This is a genomic window from Paenibacillus sp. NPDC101420, from assembly GCF_050277435.1.
Taxonomy (GTDB): Bacteria; Bacillota; Bacilli; order Paenibacillales; family Paenibacillaceae; genus Paenibacillus_AQ.
In genome coordinates, this window is record NZ_JBNNSE010000007.1 from 191,530 (window position 1) to 212,751 (window position 21,222).

General features: G+C 46.1%; 12 protein-coding genes. 11 read left to right on the forward strand and 1 reads right to left on the reverse strand.

Translation table 11 applies throughout. The features are described 5' to 3' along the window. Positions 1–389: 389 nt before the first annotated feature. The gene (locus tag ACQKMP_RS25290; protein WP_427471649.1) at positions 390–1,310 is read right to left on the reverse strand and encodes a helix-turn-helix domain-containing protein; all 921 of its coding nucleotides are present in this window, start codon (positions 1,308–1,310) and stop codon (positions 390–392) included. Here ACQKMP_RS25290 and ACQKMP_RS25295 point away from each other — a divergent pair. The 11 genes from ACQKMP_RS25295 to ACQKMP_RS25345 all read left to right on the forward strand — a co-directional run bounded on the left by ACQKMP_RS25295 (position 1,309) and on the right by ACQKMP_RS25345 (position 21,094). Then, positions 1,309–3,558 (forward strand): FAD-dependent oxidoreductase, encoded by a 2,250-nt coding sequence (locus ACQKMP_RS25295; protein ID WP_427471650.1) that lies wholly within the window; start codon positions 1,309–1,311, stop codon positions 3,556–3,558. The two genes, ACQKMP_RS25290 and ACQKMP_RS25295, sit on opposite strands and share 2 nt — an antisense overlap. Positions 3,559–3,890: 332 nt before the next feature. Next, complete coding sequence (locus ACQKMP_RS25300) at positions 3,891–5,687, forward strand: cache domain-containing sensor histidine kinase (RefSeq protein WP_427471651.1); 1,797 nt, start codon at positions 3,891–3,893, stop codon at positions 5,685–5,687. Further along, on the forward strand, positions 5,659–7,095 hold the full coding sequence (locus ACQKMP_RS25305; protein WP_427471652.1) for a response regulator transcription factor: 1,437 nt from the start codon (positions 5,659–5,661) through the stop codon (positions 7,093–7,095). The genes ACQKMP_RS25300 and ACQKMP_RS25305 overlap by 29 nt, the downstream gene beginning before the upstream one ends. 104 nt (positions 7,096–7,199) lie before the next feature. Further along, positions 7,200–8,537, forward strand: a complete 1,338-nt coding sequence (locus ACQKMP_RS25310) for an ABC transporter substrate-binding protein (RefSeq protein ID WP_427471653.1) — start codon at positions 7,200–7,202, stop codon at positions 8,535–8,537. A 118-nt stretch (positions 8,538–8,655) separates the two neighbouring features. After that, a complete protein-coding gene (locus ACQKMP_RS25315; RefSeq protein WP_427471747.1) occupies positions 8,656–9,525 on the forward strand; it encodes a carbohydrate ABC transporter permease in 870 nt (289 codons plus the stop codon). 17 nt (positions 9,526–9,542) lie between these two features. Then, positions 9,543–10,391 carry a carbohydrate ABC transporter permease gene (locus ACQKMP_RS25320; RefSeq protein ID WP_339241187.1) on the forward strand — a complete coding sequence of 283 codons (849 nt, stop codon included), beginning with the start codon at positions 9,543–9,545 and terminating at the stop codon, positions 10,389–10,391. A gap of 264 nt (positions 10,392–10,655) precedes the next feature. After that, positions 10,656–11,426, forward strand: a complete 771-nt coding sequence (locus tag ACQKMP_RS25325) for a hypothetical protein (protein WP_427471655.1) — start codon at positions 10,656–10,658, stop codon at positions 11,424–11,426. Continuing rightward, positions 11,423–11,857, forward strand: coding sequence for a hypothetical protein (locus tag ACQKMP_RS25330; RefSeq protein WP_427471657.1), 435 nt, complete (start codon positions 11,423–11,425; stop codon positions 11,855–11,857). The genes ACQKMP_RS25325 and ACQKMP_RS25330 overlap by 4 nt, the downstream gene beginning before the upstream one ends. Positions 11,858–11,889: 32 nt before the next feature. Further along, positions 11,890–12,846 (forward strand): alpha/beta fold hydrolase, encoded by a 957-nt coding sequence (locus tag ACQKMP_RS25335; protein WP_339241192.1) that lies wholly within the window; start codon positions 11,890–11,892, stop codon positions 12,844–12,846. Between the two features lie 423 nt (positions 12,847–13,269). Further along, positions 13,270–14,211, forward strand: coding sequence for a hypothetical protein (locus tag ACQKMP_RS25340; RefSeq protein ID WP_339241195.1), 942 nt, complete (start codon positions 13,270–13,272; stop codon positions 14,209–14,211). A 109-nt stretch (positions 14,212–14,320) separates the two neighbouring features. Next, positions 14,321–21,094 carry a stalk domain-containing protein gene (locus ACQKMP_RS25345; protein ID WP_427471659.1) on the forward strand — a complete coding sequence of 2,258 codons (6,774 nt, stop codon included), beginning with the start codon at positions 14,321–14,323 and terminating at the stop codon, positions 21,092–21,094. The last annotated feature ends 128 nt before the right edge of the window (positions 21,095–21,222 follow it).

A 21,222-nucleotide genomic window follows, 5' to 3' on the forward strand; every position in this document is an offset into this window, starting at 1 on the left:
GAATTGAAGCAAGCAGGATTGCACCCGGATGAGGGAGAAGGCGTCGGATATTAGATGGAGAACGGACCAACTCCAGTGTAGTCTACTGAAGGCGGTCCGTTTTATTTATGGTCATGAGAGATAGAGGTGAACATTATGGCACTCGGGATCAAGTCCCAAGGGCAGGATAGTTGAAAGAGAAACAACCTAACAAGATCCAGTTGTCGAGCGACAACAACATATACCGATTAATTTCCGCGTAAATCGCGGTTTTCTATTCAATCGAAAAGAGCCAAGATTATGGTCCGATTGTCGTTCTTATATTAACTGATGTTACCATTGCATTGTATTCATTATCCCCATATACCCTAAATTGCTTGTGCAAGAGAATTCATCCGTCCGATCTAAGCCTAGACGCGAGGCAGGCTACGATACTGAGAAGGAGGCATTCCCCGTTTGTTCCGGAATATACGACTCAAATAGAAGCCGTTCTCATATCCGCACAGCTGCGCAATTTTGTCGATACTAAACTCTGTTTCTAGCAGCAATTTGCTAGCCCTGTCCAGCCGTAGCCGAGTCATATATTCAGAGGGAGTCATTCCGTAGGCCGCACGAAAACGTCTCGTCAACTGCACCGGGGTAAGCTGTAGCGAGAGCGCTAAGCTCTTCATATCGACCGGACCGAAAATATTGGCGGTGATGAAGTGGGCCGCCTTCCGCATCTCCTCATCGGCAATCACCACTGTTAACCCTATTTCCTTCGGAACGTTCCTCTCCAGCTCGTACAAACGCCACATATCGCTTACAAGGTGTTGTTTTCGCTCTATTGCGGCCTTATCCTGTTCCAACGCAATTAGCCGCAAGTAGCGGTAGTCGGAGCACAGGCGTTCGATGTCCGCGATCATCAGATTGCCAGTCAACGAGCGCTGTTCTTCAAGCGAAGGCTCCGTATTCCATGTGAAATGAATAAAGTGAAAGGTCAAAGGCTCAAGTGTCTTCCTATGAAACCAGGTGTTCGGAGGACAGACCACCAAGCTGCCGAACCCTGCTTCGCCTTCTTGATCTTCAATGCGGTAAGTGAATCGGCCTTCTTCCACAGCCAATATTGTCCAATAGGAATAAATATCCCGGTCGAGAGCAAACGACTCTTTCTTGTCCCAATAAAAGTGAGTCACTAGCCGGATCGCAAAGTCACTTCGCATTTTATCGCCACCAATGTTATGAAATAAAGTATATGCCTTATCGTAACATGGTGTATGGAAATTGAAAAGTTGATAACATACGATGAAATCATGGATATTATAGTTCTTTAAAAGGAGATGTTCAATCATGAGACAGGAAGTTATCATATCAGATATTACAGTCGTCGGCGGCGGCTTGGCGGGAGTAAGTGCAGCTGTTGCTGCAGCCCGTTTGGGCAGGTCCGTATCACTTATTCAGAATCGTCCTGTGCTAGGCGGAAATTCAAGCAGCGAGGTACGTGTATGGGTGTGCGGAGCTACCGCTCACGGAACGAATCGGTATGCGCGAGAAACCGGCATAATGGGTGAGCTTTTTCTTGAAAACCAGTACTGCAATATCGACGGGAATCCTTATATTTGGGATATGGTTCTCCTTGAAACGGTTCGCGCAGAGCCCAATATCCGCTTGTTTTTGAATACCGATGTTCATGAGATGGAAGCTGACGGCGATGCAGACAATAGGGTCATCCGTTCAGTTACCGGTTGGATGATGGGGTCAGAGCAGCGTATTCGTTTTGAAAGTGGAATGTTTCTAGACTGCTCGGGCGACGGACTGGTTGGATTTCTGGCCGGGGCCAAGCATCGTATCGGCCGAGAGGCGAGGGAAGAGTACAACGAGGATTGGGCACCGCCCGTTGCGGATGACATTACACTGGGAAGTACAATGTTCTTCTATACGAAGGATGCAGGCCATCAGGTCAAGTTTATACCGCCAAGTTTTGCGAAGGATATCACGAAGACGACCATTCCGATGACGCGCGTCATCCGCAGTGGCGATAATGGATGCGCTTATTGGTGGATCGAGTGGGGCGGTGAAATGGATACGGTTCTCGACAACGAACGTATCCGTGACGAGTTATGGGCGGTGATCTATGGCTTATGGGACTATATTAAAAATTCCGGCAACTTCAATGCCGACAATATGACGCTGGAGTGGGTGGGCTCGATTCCAGGCAAGCGGGAGTACCGTCGTTTCATTGGTGATTATATGCTAAACCAGAACGATATCGTTGCTCAGCGCGAGTTTGAAGACGGTGTGGCCTTCGGTGGTTGGTCTATCGATTTGCACCCGCCACAAGGGATGTATTCGACTGAAAGTGGCTCCAAGCATTTGCATGCAGACGGAGTCTATCATATTCCGTTCCGTTCCCTATATTCTGTCAACGTGAACAATTTGATCATGGCCGGCCGCGACATCAGCGCATCGCACGTGGCTTTCGGAACGACCCGTGTCATGGCTACATGTGCCGTCATCGGCGAGGCTGCCGGCACTGGGGCTGCATTATGTACTGAGAAAGGAGTCTTCCCACGTGAGCTATACCAGACTCATCTACGTGAACTTCAGCAAACATTGCTTCACCAAGGTGCGTCTATCATCGGTCTACGCAATGATGATGTGACCGATTTGGCACGGAGCGCGAAATTAAAAGCTTCCAGTACATTGACGCAACTAGTTGTGGAGAAGCCGATCGAAACCTATCCACTTGCTTCCGACACCGGCCTGCTTCTGCCGGTCGACCCGGAGCTGAACGGAATCGCTCTATTCGTCGATGCCGCAGAGAACACGACATTGGAGCTGGAGCTATGGGACACCGGTCGCGGTGAAAACTATGTCCCGCATACGAAACAACTTGCAACATTGACACCGGTAACAAAAGGCACAGGACAACATGTGATCGTGAACCTCCATTGGAAGCCGGCCACCCCACAAAACGCATTCCTCGTGGTCAAAGCCAACGAACGGCTTGCCTTACATCTGTCTGATGAGTCTCAATTTGGAGTGCTTTCATTTGCGAAAGGGCCACGCCCCGTGGTTTCTCCGGATCTCGGAGATCATCAACCAAGTCAGCCGGTCGTGCAGTGGAATATGCGTCCATTTAACCGCAAACCGATCTGCTTCCGTCTCCTCTCGCCAACGCAAGCATACGCAGCGGATAAGGTTATCGACGGATATCACCGACCGTTTGCTGGTCCGCATCTGTGGTCGTCAGCCTCACTTCGGAAAGACTCACCGGAGTGGTTAGAGCTCAATTGGCCAGCACCGGTCAGCATTCGCACGGTGCATATCACATTTAACGACGATGTGAACGAGGATCTGATCAATCTTCATCATCACCGCACAACGTTCGAAGTGATTCCCGAACTAGTCAAGGATTACCTTGTGCAGATTGATGTGGATGGCGAATGGATTACCGTTGCCGAAGGCCGAGACAACCGAAAACGCAGAATTGTCCATTCATTAGATCAGCTGGTTTCCTCTGATCGTCTCCGCGTTGTGGTAGAGGCGACGAACGGTTGCCCGAGAGCCGAGATCTTCGAGATTCGCGTATACGAATAGCAGACAACAAAGACCTGTCTGCAGTTCTGCAACTCCCAAGAATCGTTATATGAATCAACAAGTTTTATATCTTCTGGATTCGTTTTACAGATGATATAATCGAATGAATAAAGAGAGATTCATGGCAAGATCAATGAATGAGCCGGACTTAAGTATCGGAAGTGGCTCTGCAAGGCTAGTATTGTTAACCATACTCCATACATCAATACCCACGATTGACTTGTGGAAAAAAACCTCTTGAAACAGAGGTTTTTTTTGCCTATTCGAGAAATCTGGAAACTCTTCAGACAATGAGAACATTCAACTACATTTTTGGGAGTGGATCCTACACGATGTTCAACTGGCGCTATTTGCTTCCGAACAAATTGAAGTACAGGCTGATCATGGCTTATATCACCCTTCTGATGTTTCCTTTGTGCATAGCTATTTTTTATCTGTTCCAGCATTTTGAATCGATTCGTCAGAAGGATATGATGGATCGGATGTCCGAGCACATGCAGCAGGTTCATGTGTCCTTGACAGATATGATGGCATTCGCCTATAAGGCGAATATTATGCTGAGCCAGGACGAGAGCCTAATCCAAATTATGCACGATCCGGACAAGTACGATCCCCTTGAGCGAAAGAAAGTCGTCGAGAGTAAGATGTTTGGCATCAACAACAGTTTCTTCTTCCATCAGACAGAACTGTATTTTAGATTCATCGACCTGAAGGGCAATGTATACACCTCCTATGCACCTGCCAGACGGTTGACTAACGAGCTCAAAACCTTACAAGATTGGCAGGATAAGCTACATAGCGGGACACATTCATACCGATGGGTGGCTGATGATTGGAATGACGTAATAGGCAGTAAAGGAAGCAAGGTTTTAAGCCTGTACATAGTCCTGGATGACCCACTGCGTGGAAACTTCGGACTGGCTCGCATCAGCATCAATATTCAGGAATGGTTCCTGAGCACATTAAAGGATAGTCCGGCTAACCAGGATTTGACCATCTTTACGGGACAAGGAGAGACTATTCTCCAAAGTAAGAAAACAACCTTCAGTATGGATATGTTACATAGAATTACGTCGCTACAGGCAAAGGAAGGACACTATGAGGATAAACGTTCTTCATCCCTAGTCAATTACAGCTATCTTGAAGATCTGGATTGGTATGTGGTCAGTCAAATGCCGTTAAGCGAACTTCAGCAGGAAATCCGGCAATTAAGGTTTATCGCATTCCTCTTTTTGACGATTCTGGTCATCGTCTACGTGCTAGTAACCATCATCCTATCGGCTCGTATGACGAAGCCGTTGGTTGTCTTAGAGCGGAGCATGGAGGAGGCATTGGACAAGAAGCTGAATGTCAAAATCAGTATCGGAAAGGGGGCAACTGACGAGGTGCGTTCCCTGGGTGACAGCTTTAACCACATGATAGATGATGTCATCGCACTCATTAACAAGCTTAAGCTGGAGGAGCGGCAGAAGCAGGCGGTACGTTTTCAAATGCTGCTCTCCCAAATGAACCCGCATTTTCTGTTGAACACCTTGAATACGGTCAAATGGATCGCCAGAAAAGAAAAGCAGGAAGCGATCGCTGGCATCTGCACTTCTTTGGGGCTAATCCTGGAGGCCAGCCTGAACTCGGAAATTGAGCTGATTCCCCTTAAAGAAGAAATGAAGCTGCTGCGTTCCTACGAATCCATTCAGTCCTTTCGCTTCAGGGATCATTTCATCGTCCGCTATGAATTGGATGAGCCGGTTCAACATGCTCTCGTTCCCAAGCTTAGTCTTCAGCCTCTGGTGGAGAATGCTATCGTCCATGGCTTTGACATGACGGACGGGTGTGGCACGATTTGGGTGAGGGTGAGAGCGGAGGGTAGAGAACTTATCCTGGAGGTGGAGGATAATGGTATCGGCATGGAAGCGGCCGCACTAAAACCGGGAAGACGTAGCGGTCATGGCATCGGACTGAGTAATCTGAGAGAAAGGCTACAATTGCTTTTTAAGCGGGAAGGTTCCATGGAGATTATTTCAGGCGCGGAAGGGACCCTTGTCCGGCTCCGGCTGCCTTTACTGATAGCAACACCTTATTCACAGGAAGGAGGCGATGGGCATGTGGGCGATTTTACTAGTGGAAGATGAGGCATTTGTCAGGGAGACCCTACGAGAGACGGTGGAATGGGAACGGCACGGATTTTACGTTGTGGGTGAGGCTGGGAACGGTAAGGAAGCTCTTACGGCTATCCTGGAGCTTAAGCCTGACGTCGTGATCGCGGATATTGTTATGCCGGGGATGGACGGGATTGAACTGTTGAAGGAGACACGGAAAGCGGGAATTCGCAGCCGGTTTATTATGCTGACGGCTATGAGCGATTTTGAATATGCCCGGGATGCCCTTCAATACGGGGCCTTCAACTATCTCTTGAAACTTTCCTTGAATGATGAAGTTCTGCTCGAGAATCTGGCACGGATTAAGGGAGAACTGCTTGAGGAGCTTAGCGTAGCTGGTGAGGCACTTTATCCTTATTATCACCGTATTTGGTCGGGTATCCGGGGAACGGTCGCAGCGTCCGATCAAGATCAGACCGGAACAATTGCGGTAACGGAGAAATTCCACGGCTTAGAACTTGAAATTTATACCATACTGAGTGGAGCAGTACCCGCTGCTGCGGAAAAGATGAATATTCAGACAGAGGAATATCTGTTGGTTCAACTCTTCCATGAAGGAGGACAGACAACTTTCTTTTGCTGGAGCTTTGGGAAGAAGGCAGCGTGTGCAAACAGACATAAACATAACCTTTCGATTGGAATGGCTTACGGCAGCAGTCTGAGCCAGTTGTCCCAGGATTGGCGCTTAGCACTGAATCAGTTGAACGGATATTGGTACGGCTCAATGGGAGGTCAGGTAAAGGAGCGGCATGAACTGCCGCCGATCGCAGAGCTGGAAGCAGAGCTGATCCGGCGTTTCGAAGCACGCGACGAACGCCAATGCACCGAGGTGACAGCTTTAATGTGGAAGAGCATGGAAGCCTCTTTGTTCTCCCATGTAGAAGTGAAGATACTGGCTGCCCATCTTGTTCATATGCTAGCCATGCTGGCAGGACGAAAATCGGAGTACCGGCAGGAACTTGACTCAGCCATCAGCCATGAGTCGCTGCTTGTTCATGTACAGCAAGTCATACATAAGCTAATCCAGCAAATGAAGGAAGAACATGTAAGTTTTACAGATCATCCTGAGGTGAATCGGGTGATTCAATATATGCTGGAGTATTTCAAAGAAAATATCAAGATTGCGGATTTAGCCAAGCTGGTATCCATTAACGTCGACTATCTAAGCACCGTTTTTGGTAAAAAAACCGGACTGACACCGATCGCCTTTTTGCAAAACATCCGGATCGAGCAGGCGAAGCGTCTTCTGCTGCATTCCAAACTGAATGTGGAGGAGATCGCTTTTCAGACAGGCTTTGCCGATGATGCATACTTCATTAAGGTGTTCAAACGCATGGTTGGACAAACGCCTAGCTCCTTCAGGCGTGAGAATAATACCTAAGTTTTGTACTATTCATCTGTAAGTTTCAACCCTGATGAGGCAAGGGATTGATTGGTATAGTTAGGTGGAATCAAACAATCCAATCAAAGGGAGGTTGTAGGAAGATGAGAAACAGAAAATGGATGATGGCAGGGTTTGCTCTGTTTATGACCGTGCCTCTGGCACTCGCCGGCTGTGGTGGAAGCGGGGGTGGCAAGCAAGCGGAGGGAGCGACTTCTCCTGGAGCAACTAAGACCAGCAGTGAGCCGATCAAACTTACCCTGTGGGGAGCGGTACCATCCGAGAATGGCCCACAAGAGGTCGTAGACAACTGGAATAAGCAAAATCCGGATGTTCAGGTGGAGTATGTGCGGTTCGTCAATGACGATGCTGGGAACCTGAAGCTGGATACAGCTCTCATCTCTAATCAGCCCGTGGACATGTACGTCAACTATGATTTCAGCCTTTACGAGAAACGGATTAAAGCAGGCAACGCACTTGATTTGGGCAAATTCTCCGATTACAACGTGAACGATAAGATGGGGGAAGGCGCTGCGCTATGGAAAGTAGACGACAAGTATTATGGTCTGCCTACCCAAAAAGGCTTGTCTTTTGTCTGGTTGAACAAGGATATGCTCGATGCAAAAGGACTGCCGGTTCCGACGGATTGGGGGCTGGAAGAGTTCAGAGATTACGCTGCCAAACTGAAGAGTGACAAGGTATGGGGATTGGCACAGAGCGATTATTACTTCACCGTGCCTATCAACGGGTCCTTGCAGAAGCAAAGTTTGCAACTGACCAAAGACGATGGAACTTCCGCTTTTGATAACCCGCTAACGGTCAAGACGCTTCAGGTCTATTCGGACATGATGTTCACCGATAAGAGCCTGATGCCTCATACGGAGCAGATCACTTCGAAGCCTGCCTTGGACCAGATGTTCGTGAAAGGAGAAGCCGCAATGTTGTTCTCCACGAACCAGATCTTCCGCACGACGAATAATATAGCTGAATTTCCCCGGTCGTTCAAGGTGGCAGCGGCACCAGCTCCCAAAGTGAACAAGGATCAGACCGATTATATTAACGCCGGTGGCCTGGGAGATGTGATTTCCATCAATCCGAGCTCCAAGCATCAGGAAGCTGCCTGGAAATTTATACAGTGGTATGCGGATGAAGGGATGCTGCCGATGGCGGCGGGTGGAAGAGTACCTTCCTCCAAGGACTTCCCGGTCGATGAGGCTGTCGCGCTTATGTTCAAAGGCGTGGAAGACACGTATGATCTGGATTCAATCAAACGTGTGATGTTCGGTGATCTGCCGCTGGGTCTGAGCCGTATGGACCGGAAGACAGGAAGCGAGCAACAAGCTATCTATGACAACGTATTTTCTCGGAAGCTGACAGCTGAAGATGGCGCGAAAGAATTAGCGCGGGTGCATAACAAGAATTTGCAGGCATCATCGAAATAGCACAACCTGGCCAAGGAGGGGCGGGTGATTCGTACCGTATCCCTCTATACACCGCTAGCTGCCTGATAATGCAAGTTACTTTATTTAGAGAGAAAGGCGGTGACCGATCGTGAGCTGGATGAAGCGACAGAGGCTGATTGGTTATGTGTTTATCGCTCCCAATCTTATCGGAATGACCGTGTTTATGCTCATTCCAGCCCTGTTCTCCTTTTATTTAATGTTTACGGATTGGGTATTCGCTAGTGGGGAAGCCCCGCATTTCGTTGGATTGGATAATTTCAGGATGCTGGTGAGAGACGATTTATTCCTAGTATCGGTCAAAAACACCTTGCTGCTACTGATCCCTGTACCGATTTCTATCATGCTTGGGTTTCTGATTGCTGTCATGCTAAATAATCGGACGTATTTTCAAAAGACACTCAGAGCGTTCTTTTTCGCTCCGTATTTTACCAGTGGCATAGCCATTGCTTTTGTCTGGATGGTACTATTTCAGCCTAGTAGTGGTCCGATAAATGCCTTTCTGCACTCCATTGGTATAACTGATCCTCCACAATGGTTTGCTTCCCCGGATACAGCAATGTATGCAGTGCTGATTATGATGACCGCAGGTGGCATTGGCTATAACATGATCATTTATTTAGCTGCCTTGCAGGAATTGTCCGCCGAGCAACTGGAAGCCGCGAAGATAGACGGAGCAACATTTGGGCAACTGCTGCATCTCATTATTTTTCCATTAGTGAGTCCAACGACGTTTTTCTTATTGATTACTGGTTTTATCGGCTCGATCAAGGGATTTGGCATGATTTATGCGATTACCCAAGGCGGGCCGGGCAATAGTACGACGGTTTTCTCGATTTTTGCATATAAAAAAGCCTTCAACTTCTATGAAATGGGGTACGCGTCGGCTGTCTCGTGGACTATGTTCCTGATCATCCTGTGCATCACGCTTATTCAATGGGTTGGTCAGAGAAAATGGGTCCATTACTAACAGAGGGGAGACGCACAATGGCTAGGAGAAATGTAAGAGTAATCAGAACACAGGTGATGAGAACCTTCAATACGATCATCATGGCGCTTGCCAGTCTGCTGCTGCTGTCACCTATGATCTGGATGATCAGCACTTCGTTTAAGAAGCCGAAGGACGTTTTTACCTATCCGATTCAGTGGATTCCACACGATCCTGTATGGACCAACCATTTTAAGGTTTGGACGACTGGAGACGGATTTTCGCTTTTTTATTTCAATTCCTTGAAAATATCTTTGATTTTGATGATTGGAGCTCCTTTGTTGGCCGCTTTTGCCGCATATGGTTTCAGCCGGATTCCATTTAAGGGAAGGAACGCCATCTTTTTGCTGTATCTGTGTCTGATGATGATTCCACAGCAAGTGTTGTTTGTCCCGAAATTCATCATGTTTGATTGGATGAAAATATATAATACCCATTGGGCGCTCATCCTCCCAGGCTTATTTACGGTGTTCGGCGTCTTTATGATTCGGCAATTTTTCATGAGCATTCCCCATGAAATATCGGAAGCAGCTTTCATTGACGGAGCCGGTCATTTCCGGATATTCTTTCAACTGTTTCTGCCACTATCCAAACCAGTGCTTGCAACTTTCGCAATTATTGATTTTACATGGACGTGGAACGATTACGAGAATTCCTTGATCTTCCTGTTAGACAAAAGATTGTTCACGGTACCGTTAGGCATGCAGAATTTCATGCTGGAAGCGGGAGTGGATTATAACATGATGATGGCTGCCGCTACAGCGGGAGTCGTGCCGCTGCTCATTGTCTTCTTCCTGGGCCAAAAGTATATTATTCAAGGCTTCTCAAGCTCAGCTGTCAAAGGATAAACAACGATATGAACAATAGAGATAGACGGAGATTACAGACGCCTCGGGGTCCATTCAAAATGTTTTATGATAGCGCATACAAAAATGTTTTAGGAGGAATTTCGTCTGTATGAAGAGAATATCGATTGTGATTGTCATGGTTTTATTGTCCAATCTGGTATTGTTCTACAGCCCTGCGCATGCAACAGCGGATTTTAATCAGTACTAAGTGATTTTGAGCAAGGGGACGATAACTGGCTTTTTGCCATAGGCGATTCGCCTGAAGTGAAGGGAAGCTTCAATCGGATCGAATCAGCTGAGAGTTACAACGGAGCCCATATGGGACAAATAAAAGCAGATTTCAGCCTAAGACCAACGGGATCGCCATTTGCATCCATAAAAAAAGAGGTGGATGAGCTAGATATTGAACAACTGGCGTTCTGGGTCAAAACCTCGGACTTGAAATCACTGCGAATCCGAACGACAGATTCGACAGGGCAAACATTCCAACAGCGCATTACATTGCAAAATACATCGAATTGGCAGCAGGTTGTCGTAAGTCAGATGGGATCGAACACATTTACTTACTGGAATGGAGCAAATGACGGTGTATGGCATAAACCGGCAAACGCCATCACAATCCTTTTCGACCGATTTGATATGAAGAACGCCGCGTTACCGGCCACTATCCTGGTTGACCACATGACGGCTCAGATGGGTGATTGGCAGCCAGAGCTGAAAATTCAGCAAACAGCACTTGGCAATATTTTTCTGGATTCTGAACCGAACGTTTTTATTGTAAGAACAAACAGACCATCAGTAAGTTGGGCCACATATGATATTTATGGCGCACAGATTACTTCGGGAAGCGAGAGTCCGGTCGCCGGGAAAGCTCAGATCACGGGCCTTTCAGCAAATTGGGCTATTTTACGCTTGAAGTTACTGCGGAGAGACCCGGCAGTGAACCACTGGTCCGAAGTACAGCTTACGCCGTTGTTTCTTCAGCATTGCCACCCGGTAATGGGGAGTCACCGTTTGGTGTCAGCACGCATTTGAACTGGACTGCCTCCGGATGGAGCAAAGAGCTGAGTAAACTGATCCGTTATATGGGCGCATCCTTCGTTCGGGATGGCATGGAATGGAGCAGCATCGAGAAACAAAAAGGCATCTATACCTTCGCCCCTTCACCGGATGATTATATGCAGAAGCTTGCGGAGAATGATCTTAAGCTGCTTTTTGTGGCGGCATTTAACAACCCATTCTACGATAATAATGCAACACCCTACACGGATATAGGAAGAAGGGGACTTGCGGAATACGCTAAAGCTTATATAGAGCAGTACAAGGATCAGCTCATCGGTTTCAATGTATACAATGAGTTCAATGGCGGGTTCATGATGGACAGGGACGACGAGGCTGGATCGAATGGGCAAGCGGCATCGGTTCCGAGAAAAGACCGAGTTTATTCCGCTCCATGCAGTGGATGATGCCGACCCAATAAGCAATAAGGAGAAGAACTATGCCACTTGTTGATATGCCGTTAGAACAATTGAAAACCTATGAAGGAACGAATCCACGCCCAGCGGATTTCGATGAATATTGGGAGCGTGCTCTGGCAGAGATGCGGACTGTTGATCAGCAGCTTGAGCTGGTGCCCAGCAGCTTTCAAGTACCCCATGCCGAATGCTTTGACCTGTATTTCACGGGCGTGAAGGGAGCGCGAATTCATGTGAAGTACGTGCGCCCTAAGAATATGGAAACCCCTCATCCGGCTGTCGTTATGTTTCACGGCTATTCCGGCCATGCCGGGGATTGGAGCGAGAAACTGGCTTATGTATCGTTAGGCTTCTCTGTGCTTGCCATGGATTGCCGCGGCCAGGGGGGAACCTCGGAGGATGTAGGAGGGGTAAAGGGAAATACGCATCACGGACATATTATCCGCGGGTTAAATGATCACCCGGATGAACTGCTATTTCGTCACATTTTTTTAGATACTGCACAGCTTGCCGGAATAGCGATGAAGCTGCCTGAAGTCGATCCTGAACGCGTTTACGCTGCAGGGGGATCTCAGGGAGGTGGACTTACGATAGCTTGTGCTGCATTGGAGCCGAGAGTGAAGAAGCTTGCACCGATTTTCCCTTTTCTTAGTGATTACAAGCGTACATGGGACATGGATTTAGATCAAGAAGCTTATGGCGAGCTGCGTACGTATTTTCGCTACTATGATGTGCTTCATCAACGCGAATATGATGTATTTGAGAAGCTCGGCTACATTGACATACAATTTCTAGCTGATCGAATTCGTGGCGAGGTCATGATGAGCGTCGGGCTAATGGATACCATATGCCCGCCATCTACGCAATTTGCAGCATACAATAAAATGAACACGATGAAGCAGCTTGTTATTTATCCTGACTTTGGACATGAGTATTTACCGGGTTCGTCCGACCGGACGATGCAATTTTTCCTGGAGTAATGAATCAGAACGAGATATCAACATTAAAATAATCATCCATAATTACATTTAAACGTTAATATCTAATGGCTTCGTCCTTTGTTTTCAGAGGGCGAAGCCATTAGTGTTTTGGGGATTATAACGGACAGCTCCCTTTAGGCTGTCTTTTGAAAACCAAAATTGAGGTGTTACTTTGTCAAAACGACAGTTCCTTTATATGATATTGATCCCCTAGCACACACAAAATTGCGAACTAGAACTGTTTTTTTATTAGTCAAATTTGTTTTAATTCAGTCTAAATAAGCGCTTACATTAGAGGGCAGCTAAACTTACAATTATGTCTAACCATTTAAATTTGGGAACTTCTCCAGCAACGGCGATGAATTTCACTGTCATAGGCTTTCTTGCAAAGCTAGGTTGAATATTTGAAAGGGGGGGGGCGTCATGGGGATTACTAGACGAAAAGCAACCGTGATTATTTTGTTTACCACTCTGATTGTTCTTGCTTTACTCGTGTTGAGTTTAACTAACAAAAAGGCGGAGCTACATGAAGATTGGATATTTACAGTAGATGGATACGCCGTAACAGAGGACGAATTTCAATTTTATGTCAAGGAGCATAGAGCTATAACGGCAGACTATTTCTTCAGAACTTATGGGGTCCAAGTAGATGAGGGCTTCTGGACACGTCAATACGGAGAAAATCATGAAACCCCAACTGAATACGCCAAAAAATCTGCAATGACTGCATTGCTAAAGACCAAGCAGGAGCAATTTATTGCAGATGAGCGGGGGATCGCCCCTTACAAAAGCTTTGATGAGCTAAAATCCGACATGGAAGATGAAAATGTTAAGCGAGCTAAGATGGATGATTCAGAAGGGACTTACTATGGATTGCCTCAGTTTGATTTAAATCAATACATGCAATATTTAAGTGGCGCCCGTTGGCCGGATTTGGTAGAAACGCAGGTTAAAAAAACGAAAATGAGCGAAGCAGAGTTGCAAGTTGAGTATGCATCAAAAAGTGCGGAATATGTTCGTGTTGCAAATGAATTGACGGCTGCGTTAGCGACAGCGGGACAGGCCAAGGAAGAGAAAGTGCTAAACCGTTTGGATATATCCAAAGAAGAAACCGAGTCTCTTAAGTTCTGGGAGTCTTTAGCTGCTGCTTCTGTAGGTGAGACAGTAATCGGTAAATATATGGGCGAGGATGTCGTTGCCACATTAACCACAAAACCGGAAATCACCAAGCTTAAACTGGAAGAAGTGAAAGATTCCATTCTATACGGATCGGCGGAGTCTGACTTGCGAGCGTTAATTGCAAATACGAATAAGTTGAAGATCGTATATAACGGTAATCGATTCAGTGAATTAGTAGTGAACTAGAATAGTTATGTTTTTAAGTTTATAAAAATCTATGTCTATTGAGGCTTCCATAGATGCAGATTTTTTATAAAGTATTAATTTATTAATTTCAAAGGGAGGAAGTTTTTGGATGATACGATCGAAATGGATGCAAAAAGCTTTGTCGATGATTACGGCAACTTCGTTGGTGTTCCCTGGTCTGTTCGGCTTGGCGCCTTCATCTGAAGTGTCAGCTGCGGGAGGGGGCGAATCTTTTGACTCTGTTGTACTAGAATTGACACAAGCGGCAGGTCAGGCAGGCAGGGTGAATCTTACCTATAAAGGTTCGCCTTTAAGCAGTCTCGTGAAAGGACCGGTTATTGACGAGGTTAATTATGATTCCAGCAATGCGAATCTTTTAACTGTTAATAATCAGGGGAACATTACTTTAGCTAGCGGTTATACATTTGCGTTGCCAGGTGCTCCGGGCATCCCGGTGACAATCACGGCCGCGGCGAGTTATTACCATGACTCAGATGTATTATTCATGGAGGATTTCGAGAACAACAATGGTCCAATGACATCAACTGGCAAATTAGGTTCGTCATACACGCTTTCCGATGCTCAGTCCCGTTCTGGAATGAAAGCGATTACACCTTCAAGTGATACGAATAATGAAAATGTAGCCCAAGACGTGGCATTGCCGGCAGGTAGCAATTATAAGATGACGGCATGGTATTTTGACCCGTATCCTGATGAGGAGAAGACAGCGACGGATAGAACTCAATTTGCTATTGTAGATGGAAAAAATGCCACCTTTGCCGGGACATTCTATCAAAGTTCAGAGGCTGATGTTATTCATAACCCGACTAGATATACTTGGGCATATGCACCATCATCAGCGGGTACAGCAGGCAACCGTTGGAAAGATAGCGGGGCTTTACGTTCCACAGGCTGGCATAAATTCGAGTGGCTCATTACACCGAATGGTGCGACTTTACAAATAGACGGAACATTAATATCCGATTCAGCGCAAAGTAATATTTACAAAGCTATGAAGAGCGGTACAACCATTCAGCCTAAAATAGCAGGAGGATGGAACAACCAGTCAGGCAACAAAGCTTATATTAAAAATAAACATCTAATCGACGATTTTTATGTTGTTAAAGATGTGGCTACAACAACAGGAACCAGAACATTAACATTGAATTTGGTACCTCCCGGTGGATTGCCAAATTTAGAAATAATCACTCAGCCAACAGCGGCAGAAGTGAAACAAGGTGAGACGGCAACATTTAGCGTTGCGGCATCAGCCGCTGCTTCAGCATATCAATGGTATGTATCTGACGACGAGTCTGGCTTGAACGGGACAAAAGTTAGCGGAGCTGATAAGGCGCTATTAACGCTTCCCAATGTGGACGCAGCTTCACAACAAGGCAATTTCTATTATTGCGAAGTGTCTTCGGCAGACGGAATTGTGGTGAAATCCAATGCTGTACCGTTGTTAATAACCACCAATACACAGGTGAATGCGCCAATTAACCCGACGCTTGACTCGGACACGGGCATTTATAGTGGCGCTTCCAATTACGGTGACACCCTTGTAACACTGTTCAAAGACGGTGGACCTGTTGGTTATTATTTATCGAAAAATGGAGGACCCGACCAGCCTAACAATCATGAAAGGCATCATGTTCTGCCCTATGCAAGGGCACTGGGAGTGGGCAACTACACGGTTACAGCCATTGTCATTAATAATGCGGGGGACATCAGTGAAGAAGTTGCAGCATCCGGAATATTAAAGATCGAGAAATTGCCTGTACCGGTAAATGTCAGATGGAACGGCACATACGCTACATGGGACCGCGTCGCTAACGCATCTGCCTATTCGGTTCAACTCTTCAGTAATGGAGTGGCTAAAGGAAGCCCGATTGCAGCAACAAGCAATGATGCGGCTTTGTCCCCGACTTTAAATGATACATTTAAAATAAAAGCAAACGGCAACGCAACGTCACGATTCTTAGACTCTGATGAATCAGGAGAGAGTGCACAATATTCAGCCAACATTGCGCTAATTCGCCAGAGCGATACTTTACGGGCTGGAGATAGAACGCGGTTAATCGTTGATACTTCTGATGTGTTTGTTGCTGATAACATCAGCTTCAGCCCGGCAGATCAAGACAAGGATAAGATTGAAGTTGATGATGCCGGATTCGTGACGGTTAAGAAAGGTTATGTTCCGACAGGGAGCGAAGAGGTCACTGTTCAAGTGAGCGTTGATTACTTCAATAAGGCTGACACTATGTTTTACGATGGATTTGAAGGGGAGAAGAAATTTTCAAATGGTGCGAACGGATATGTTCACAGCGATGTGATGTCCCGTACCGGAGGAAAGGCCGCAACATCAAGCGGCGCCGGTCAGGTGGCTACTGTTCCAGGTACCTATAATTACACCCCCGCAACCGGTAAGACAACAATCGTTACTGCTTGGTACTATGATGATGGCAGAACGGCTTCCAATGACCACGCTGTCTTTGGTTTAACCCCATCATCCAATGAACATATCGCAATAAATTATGGCAATGGAGATGGCGATTGGGCCGGAAATCTGACCAATTACGCAGTCAGACCCGGTTCATCCGGGAGATTCTATCCTGTAGATGTCAAGCGAAGCGGAGGCTGGCATAAATTCCAATGGTTCGTTACATCAACGGGAACGACCTATAAAATCGATGGACAAGACATTAGAAGGCAATCAACTGACGGCGGCAATTTTGATACCCTAGTTAAGAACAATATTTCCAAGATTGATGCATTGCAGCTTGCTACGAACTGGGGCAACAAGGCTGGAACGATTAAGGATATACAGAACAGGCACTTTATCGATGACGTATATGTTATCGATAGTGAAATAACAGCCCAAACCGGAACATCTTCTATTACGCTAAAGCTCATGCCCAAAGAGTATAGCCACTTGGAAGACAGCACATATGTTATTGGTCTGGACGACTATAATATCACCGTAAATCCTGATTTAGCAGATCTAGCTGGAGTAGAGATCGGCGCTGTAACACTGCAGCGGGATGTGGATTATACGGTTAGCGGTAATGTATTGAAAATTAACAAAGAATCATTCGCAACAAATAATATCGTGCCAGGAAAATATACCGTTAGACTGGATCTGAATCCTGCCGAAATCACATTCGAGTTGAACATTCTACCACTTGAAGTCCGTGATTATTATTTCTCCAATAACGGTGACGATCATGCAGATGGACGCACACCGGCTACGGCATGGAAATCAATCTCCAAGATTAATGAATATGTATTTATGCCAGGTTCAACCATTTATCTGGATGCGAATAGCGTATGGAATGAACAAATCAGACTGCGCGGCAATGGTGAGGAAGGAAATCCGATTACGCTTACAAAATATAATACGACCGACCCTAACCAACGCCCGATAATTAATGGTGGAGGAACAGCGTCAAGCCCATCAGGCATTTCCTTAAACGGTACAATTGAGTTATATGACGTTAACTATTGGGTAGTCAGTGGAATTGAAGTAACGAACATCGGCAATAAAGCAGGTGACGGCCGTTCTGGTATCGCTGTAATGTCACGGATTTCCAAGCTGGGACAAGGTCAGTTTAATATTCAAGATTATGCTGATGCTCGTATGCAAGGCATCGTCATTCGAGATAACTACGTTCATGATGTAAATGGGCTGCACCAAGCAAATGGAGCAAGTAAGGTGTCCGGCGGCATCATTATTAATGGTTATGTAGATATATTGGTTGAAGGTAATAAAACCCTTCGCTGCGATAACGAAGGTATTCGCAACAATGCCTACGGGCCAAGCAATCCAGGGACGAATAACACAGGCATTACTTGGAGTAACTCAAGCTATCCTTGGGCATCAAACGCTGTGTTTAGAAACAACTGGATTTCTAGTTCGGTTGGAGATGGCATTGTTATGTCCGGCGGGAACAACTCCCTTGTGGAACGAAATGTGGTCACAGACAGCGGATACAGCTATTTAAGCGATAAGAGCGGTAACCTGGTTACGAACTGGGGGCCAAATAATACAACGCCAACATATCTAGGTTCGCAAAACTATGCGGCAGCGTGGATTATGGCAAGTAAAGGCACGATCTTCCGCTATAATGAAGCCGTGGACAACCCTTATCATGCAAGTAATGACGGTATGGCATGGGACATTGACAACTATTGTCAGGACAATGTGTATGAATACAATTACAGCCGAAATAATTATGGCGGTTGGTATTTACAGATGAATGCTGCCAAGGGCAATATCGTTCGCTATAACATTAGCGTGAACGACGGTCGCAGCCCGGATTTTAACAAGAGCTTTAACAGTCTTATATTACTTGCGGGAGGTTCTTCAACGAGCGAGGAATTAAGCGGATTATACTATAACAATGTCATCGTCACACCATTGAAGAATAGCAGTTCGTTAGTATTTGATCCGACGGCCTCCAACTTGCATATTTATTTCCAAAATAATATTTTTGCCTACACTGGGGCAAACAACCAGGTTGGTCTGAAAGGCGGGGGAACATCAGCTTCATTTGCAGCCGGGCGTTTTACGAACAACATTGTATATCCGGCTAATCTTTTTGGTAGCATGAACGCAGGTGGAGGCGGGTATCTAGGTGCAGGCGTAACAGCAACAGACAACCGCTATGTATCGGAAGAGGAACTTAACTCTATATTAAATGATTATAAATCTGCGCCGGAACATTGGATTATCAACAGCGGAACAGTGGATGCCAAGCTTGATTACAGTGCGATGAACGGGTTCCGTCTTGCTGACGGAAATAACCTGGCCTATGGTGCAGGTGCCGAGATTGTAAGCCCATATGTGGATCGCGCGAACGCTCTGCCTCATATGACGGAGAGAACAGACTTCTTCGGCAATCCACTTAGCGGCAGAACGCCTTCCATCGGCGCACACAACCCTTATGCGGTAACTTTTGATTCCAACGGTGGCAGCGAAGTGGTGATGAAGTTCGCAGATATGGGCGGGACAATTACCGAACCAACAGCGCCGACAAAAGAAAACACTGTTTTCAGCGGTTGGTATCAAGATGCAGAATTAAACGATGTCTGGGATTTCATTGCTAATCCTGTTACAAGGGATATTGAATTATATGCGAAATGGGTTGAAGACGCAGGTACTGCACCATCGATTACGACGAAGTCGCTTGCTGATGGCAAGGTAGGAAAACCTTATTCGGCAGTTATTACCACTGACAGCGATAAGCCGATCAAATGGGCTGTTGTAGATGGTCAATTGCCTTCAGGATTGAGCTTGGATGAAGATGCAGGTGTTATCTCGGGTACACCGGATCAATGGGGTCAATTTACATTTAAAGTTCAAGCGAACAATGACGCAGGCAGTGACTCGAAATCGTTCAATATAGTGATCACTGAAGATGTCTCAGTTGACACAGCTCCGGAGATTATCACTAAGACTTTGCCGAGTGGCAAAGTTGGACAACCGTATACGGTAACATTAGCGGTATACGGCAGCGAACCGATTACTTGGAAGGTCCAGGGAGGAGATTTACCAGTAGATTTGAACCTAGATGAAGCAACAGGCGTTATCTCGGGTACGCCTCAAGAGGCAGGATATTACGAATTCACTGTTGCAGCAACGAATGATTTTGGTATAGATAAGCGAGTATTGAGCATCGAGATTAAAGAGGATAAGCCAGTGCAAACAACTCCGGAGATTATCACTAAGAATATGCCAAGCGGCAAAGTTGGAGAACCTTATACGGTAACATTAGCGGTATACGGCGACGAACCGATTACCTGGACACTGAGAGATAATTATTTACCTGCAGGGTTGAATTTAGAAGGAGCTACGGGTGTTATTTCAGGGGTGCCTAATGAAGCGGGAACATACAAATTCACTGTTACGGCTTCTAACCATGCTGGCATGGATACGATAGAGTTAACTATCGTAATTACTGCAAATAATAACGGCGGAGGATCAGGTGGCCAAATCAGCACGCCGACTCCTTCTCCAGAAACACCGGTAGCAGATCTTATTGATGCTACAATCAAAGAGCAGCTGATGAAAGGCAATTCCATTGCATTAACGATGTCAGCCGGAAAAGATGAGCTTGAGATTCAAAACGATACGATCGGTGCGATTATTAAAGCCAACAAACCGCTAACCGTTACGAATGACACCGTATCTGTTGAATTGTCCCCTGAATTGTTGAAGCAGTTGAATACAGGCAAGAGGATGAAGGTTGTCATTAAACCTGTAAATGATAGAGACGGAGTTATAGGGCGGGGATATGAGTTGAAGATCTTCGCAGATGGCCGGGAAGTAACGGATTATACAGGGCTTATACCAGTAACCTTCGATCTGACAAAAGAGAAGTTGTCGACTAACGATATTAGCATGTTATGCGGTGTCATGCTTCGATTAGACGGTAACATGGAACGCTTAGGCGGCAAATATGACCATAAGACAGGTAAATTTACCTTCACGGCAAAAGGACTAGGCTATATCTTTGTTACAACCAAACCTGAACCTATGAAATTAGAACTTACTCTAGGTAAGAAAGGGTATAAATTAAACGGAATCGAAATGAGTATGGATGTTGAGTCGATAGTAGTTAAAGGAAGAATGTTAGTGCCACTGCGCTTCGTTGCTGAGAGCTTAGGAGCAAATGTAGGCTGGGATAACATTACGAAAACCGTAATGATTACCTTGGAAGGTCAGACTTTGTCCATTGCGATCGGTGAACTTGCACCAGGAATGGATGTTGCAGCTGAACTGGTAAACGGACGTACTATGCTCCCATTACGCTTCATTGCTGAATATTTTGGTGCAGATGTATTCTTCAATAATACTACGAAATCCATTAGTATCATGAAGTAGTATTCGTTAGTATTCGCTAACAATAGCAGCTACACACGAAACCCTCTAACATGCACTGCAGCGTCTCATAAAGATTCGTTTCGAGGACGTTGAAAAGGCAATCGCTGAATAATTATGAATATTTCATT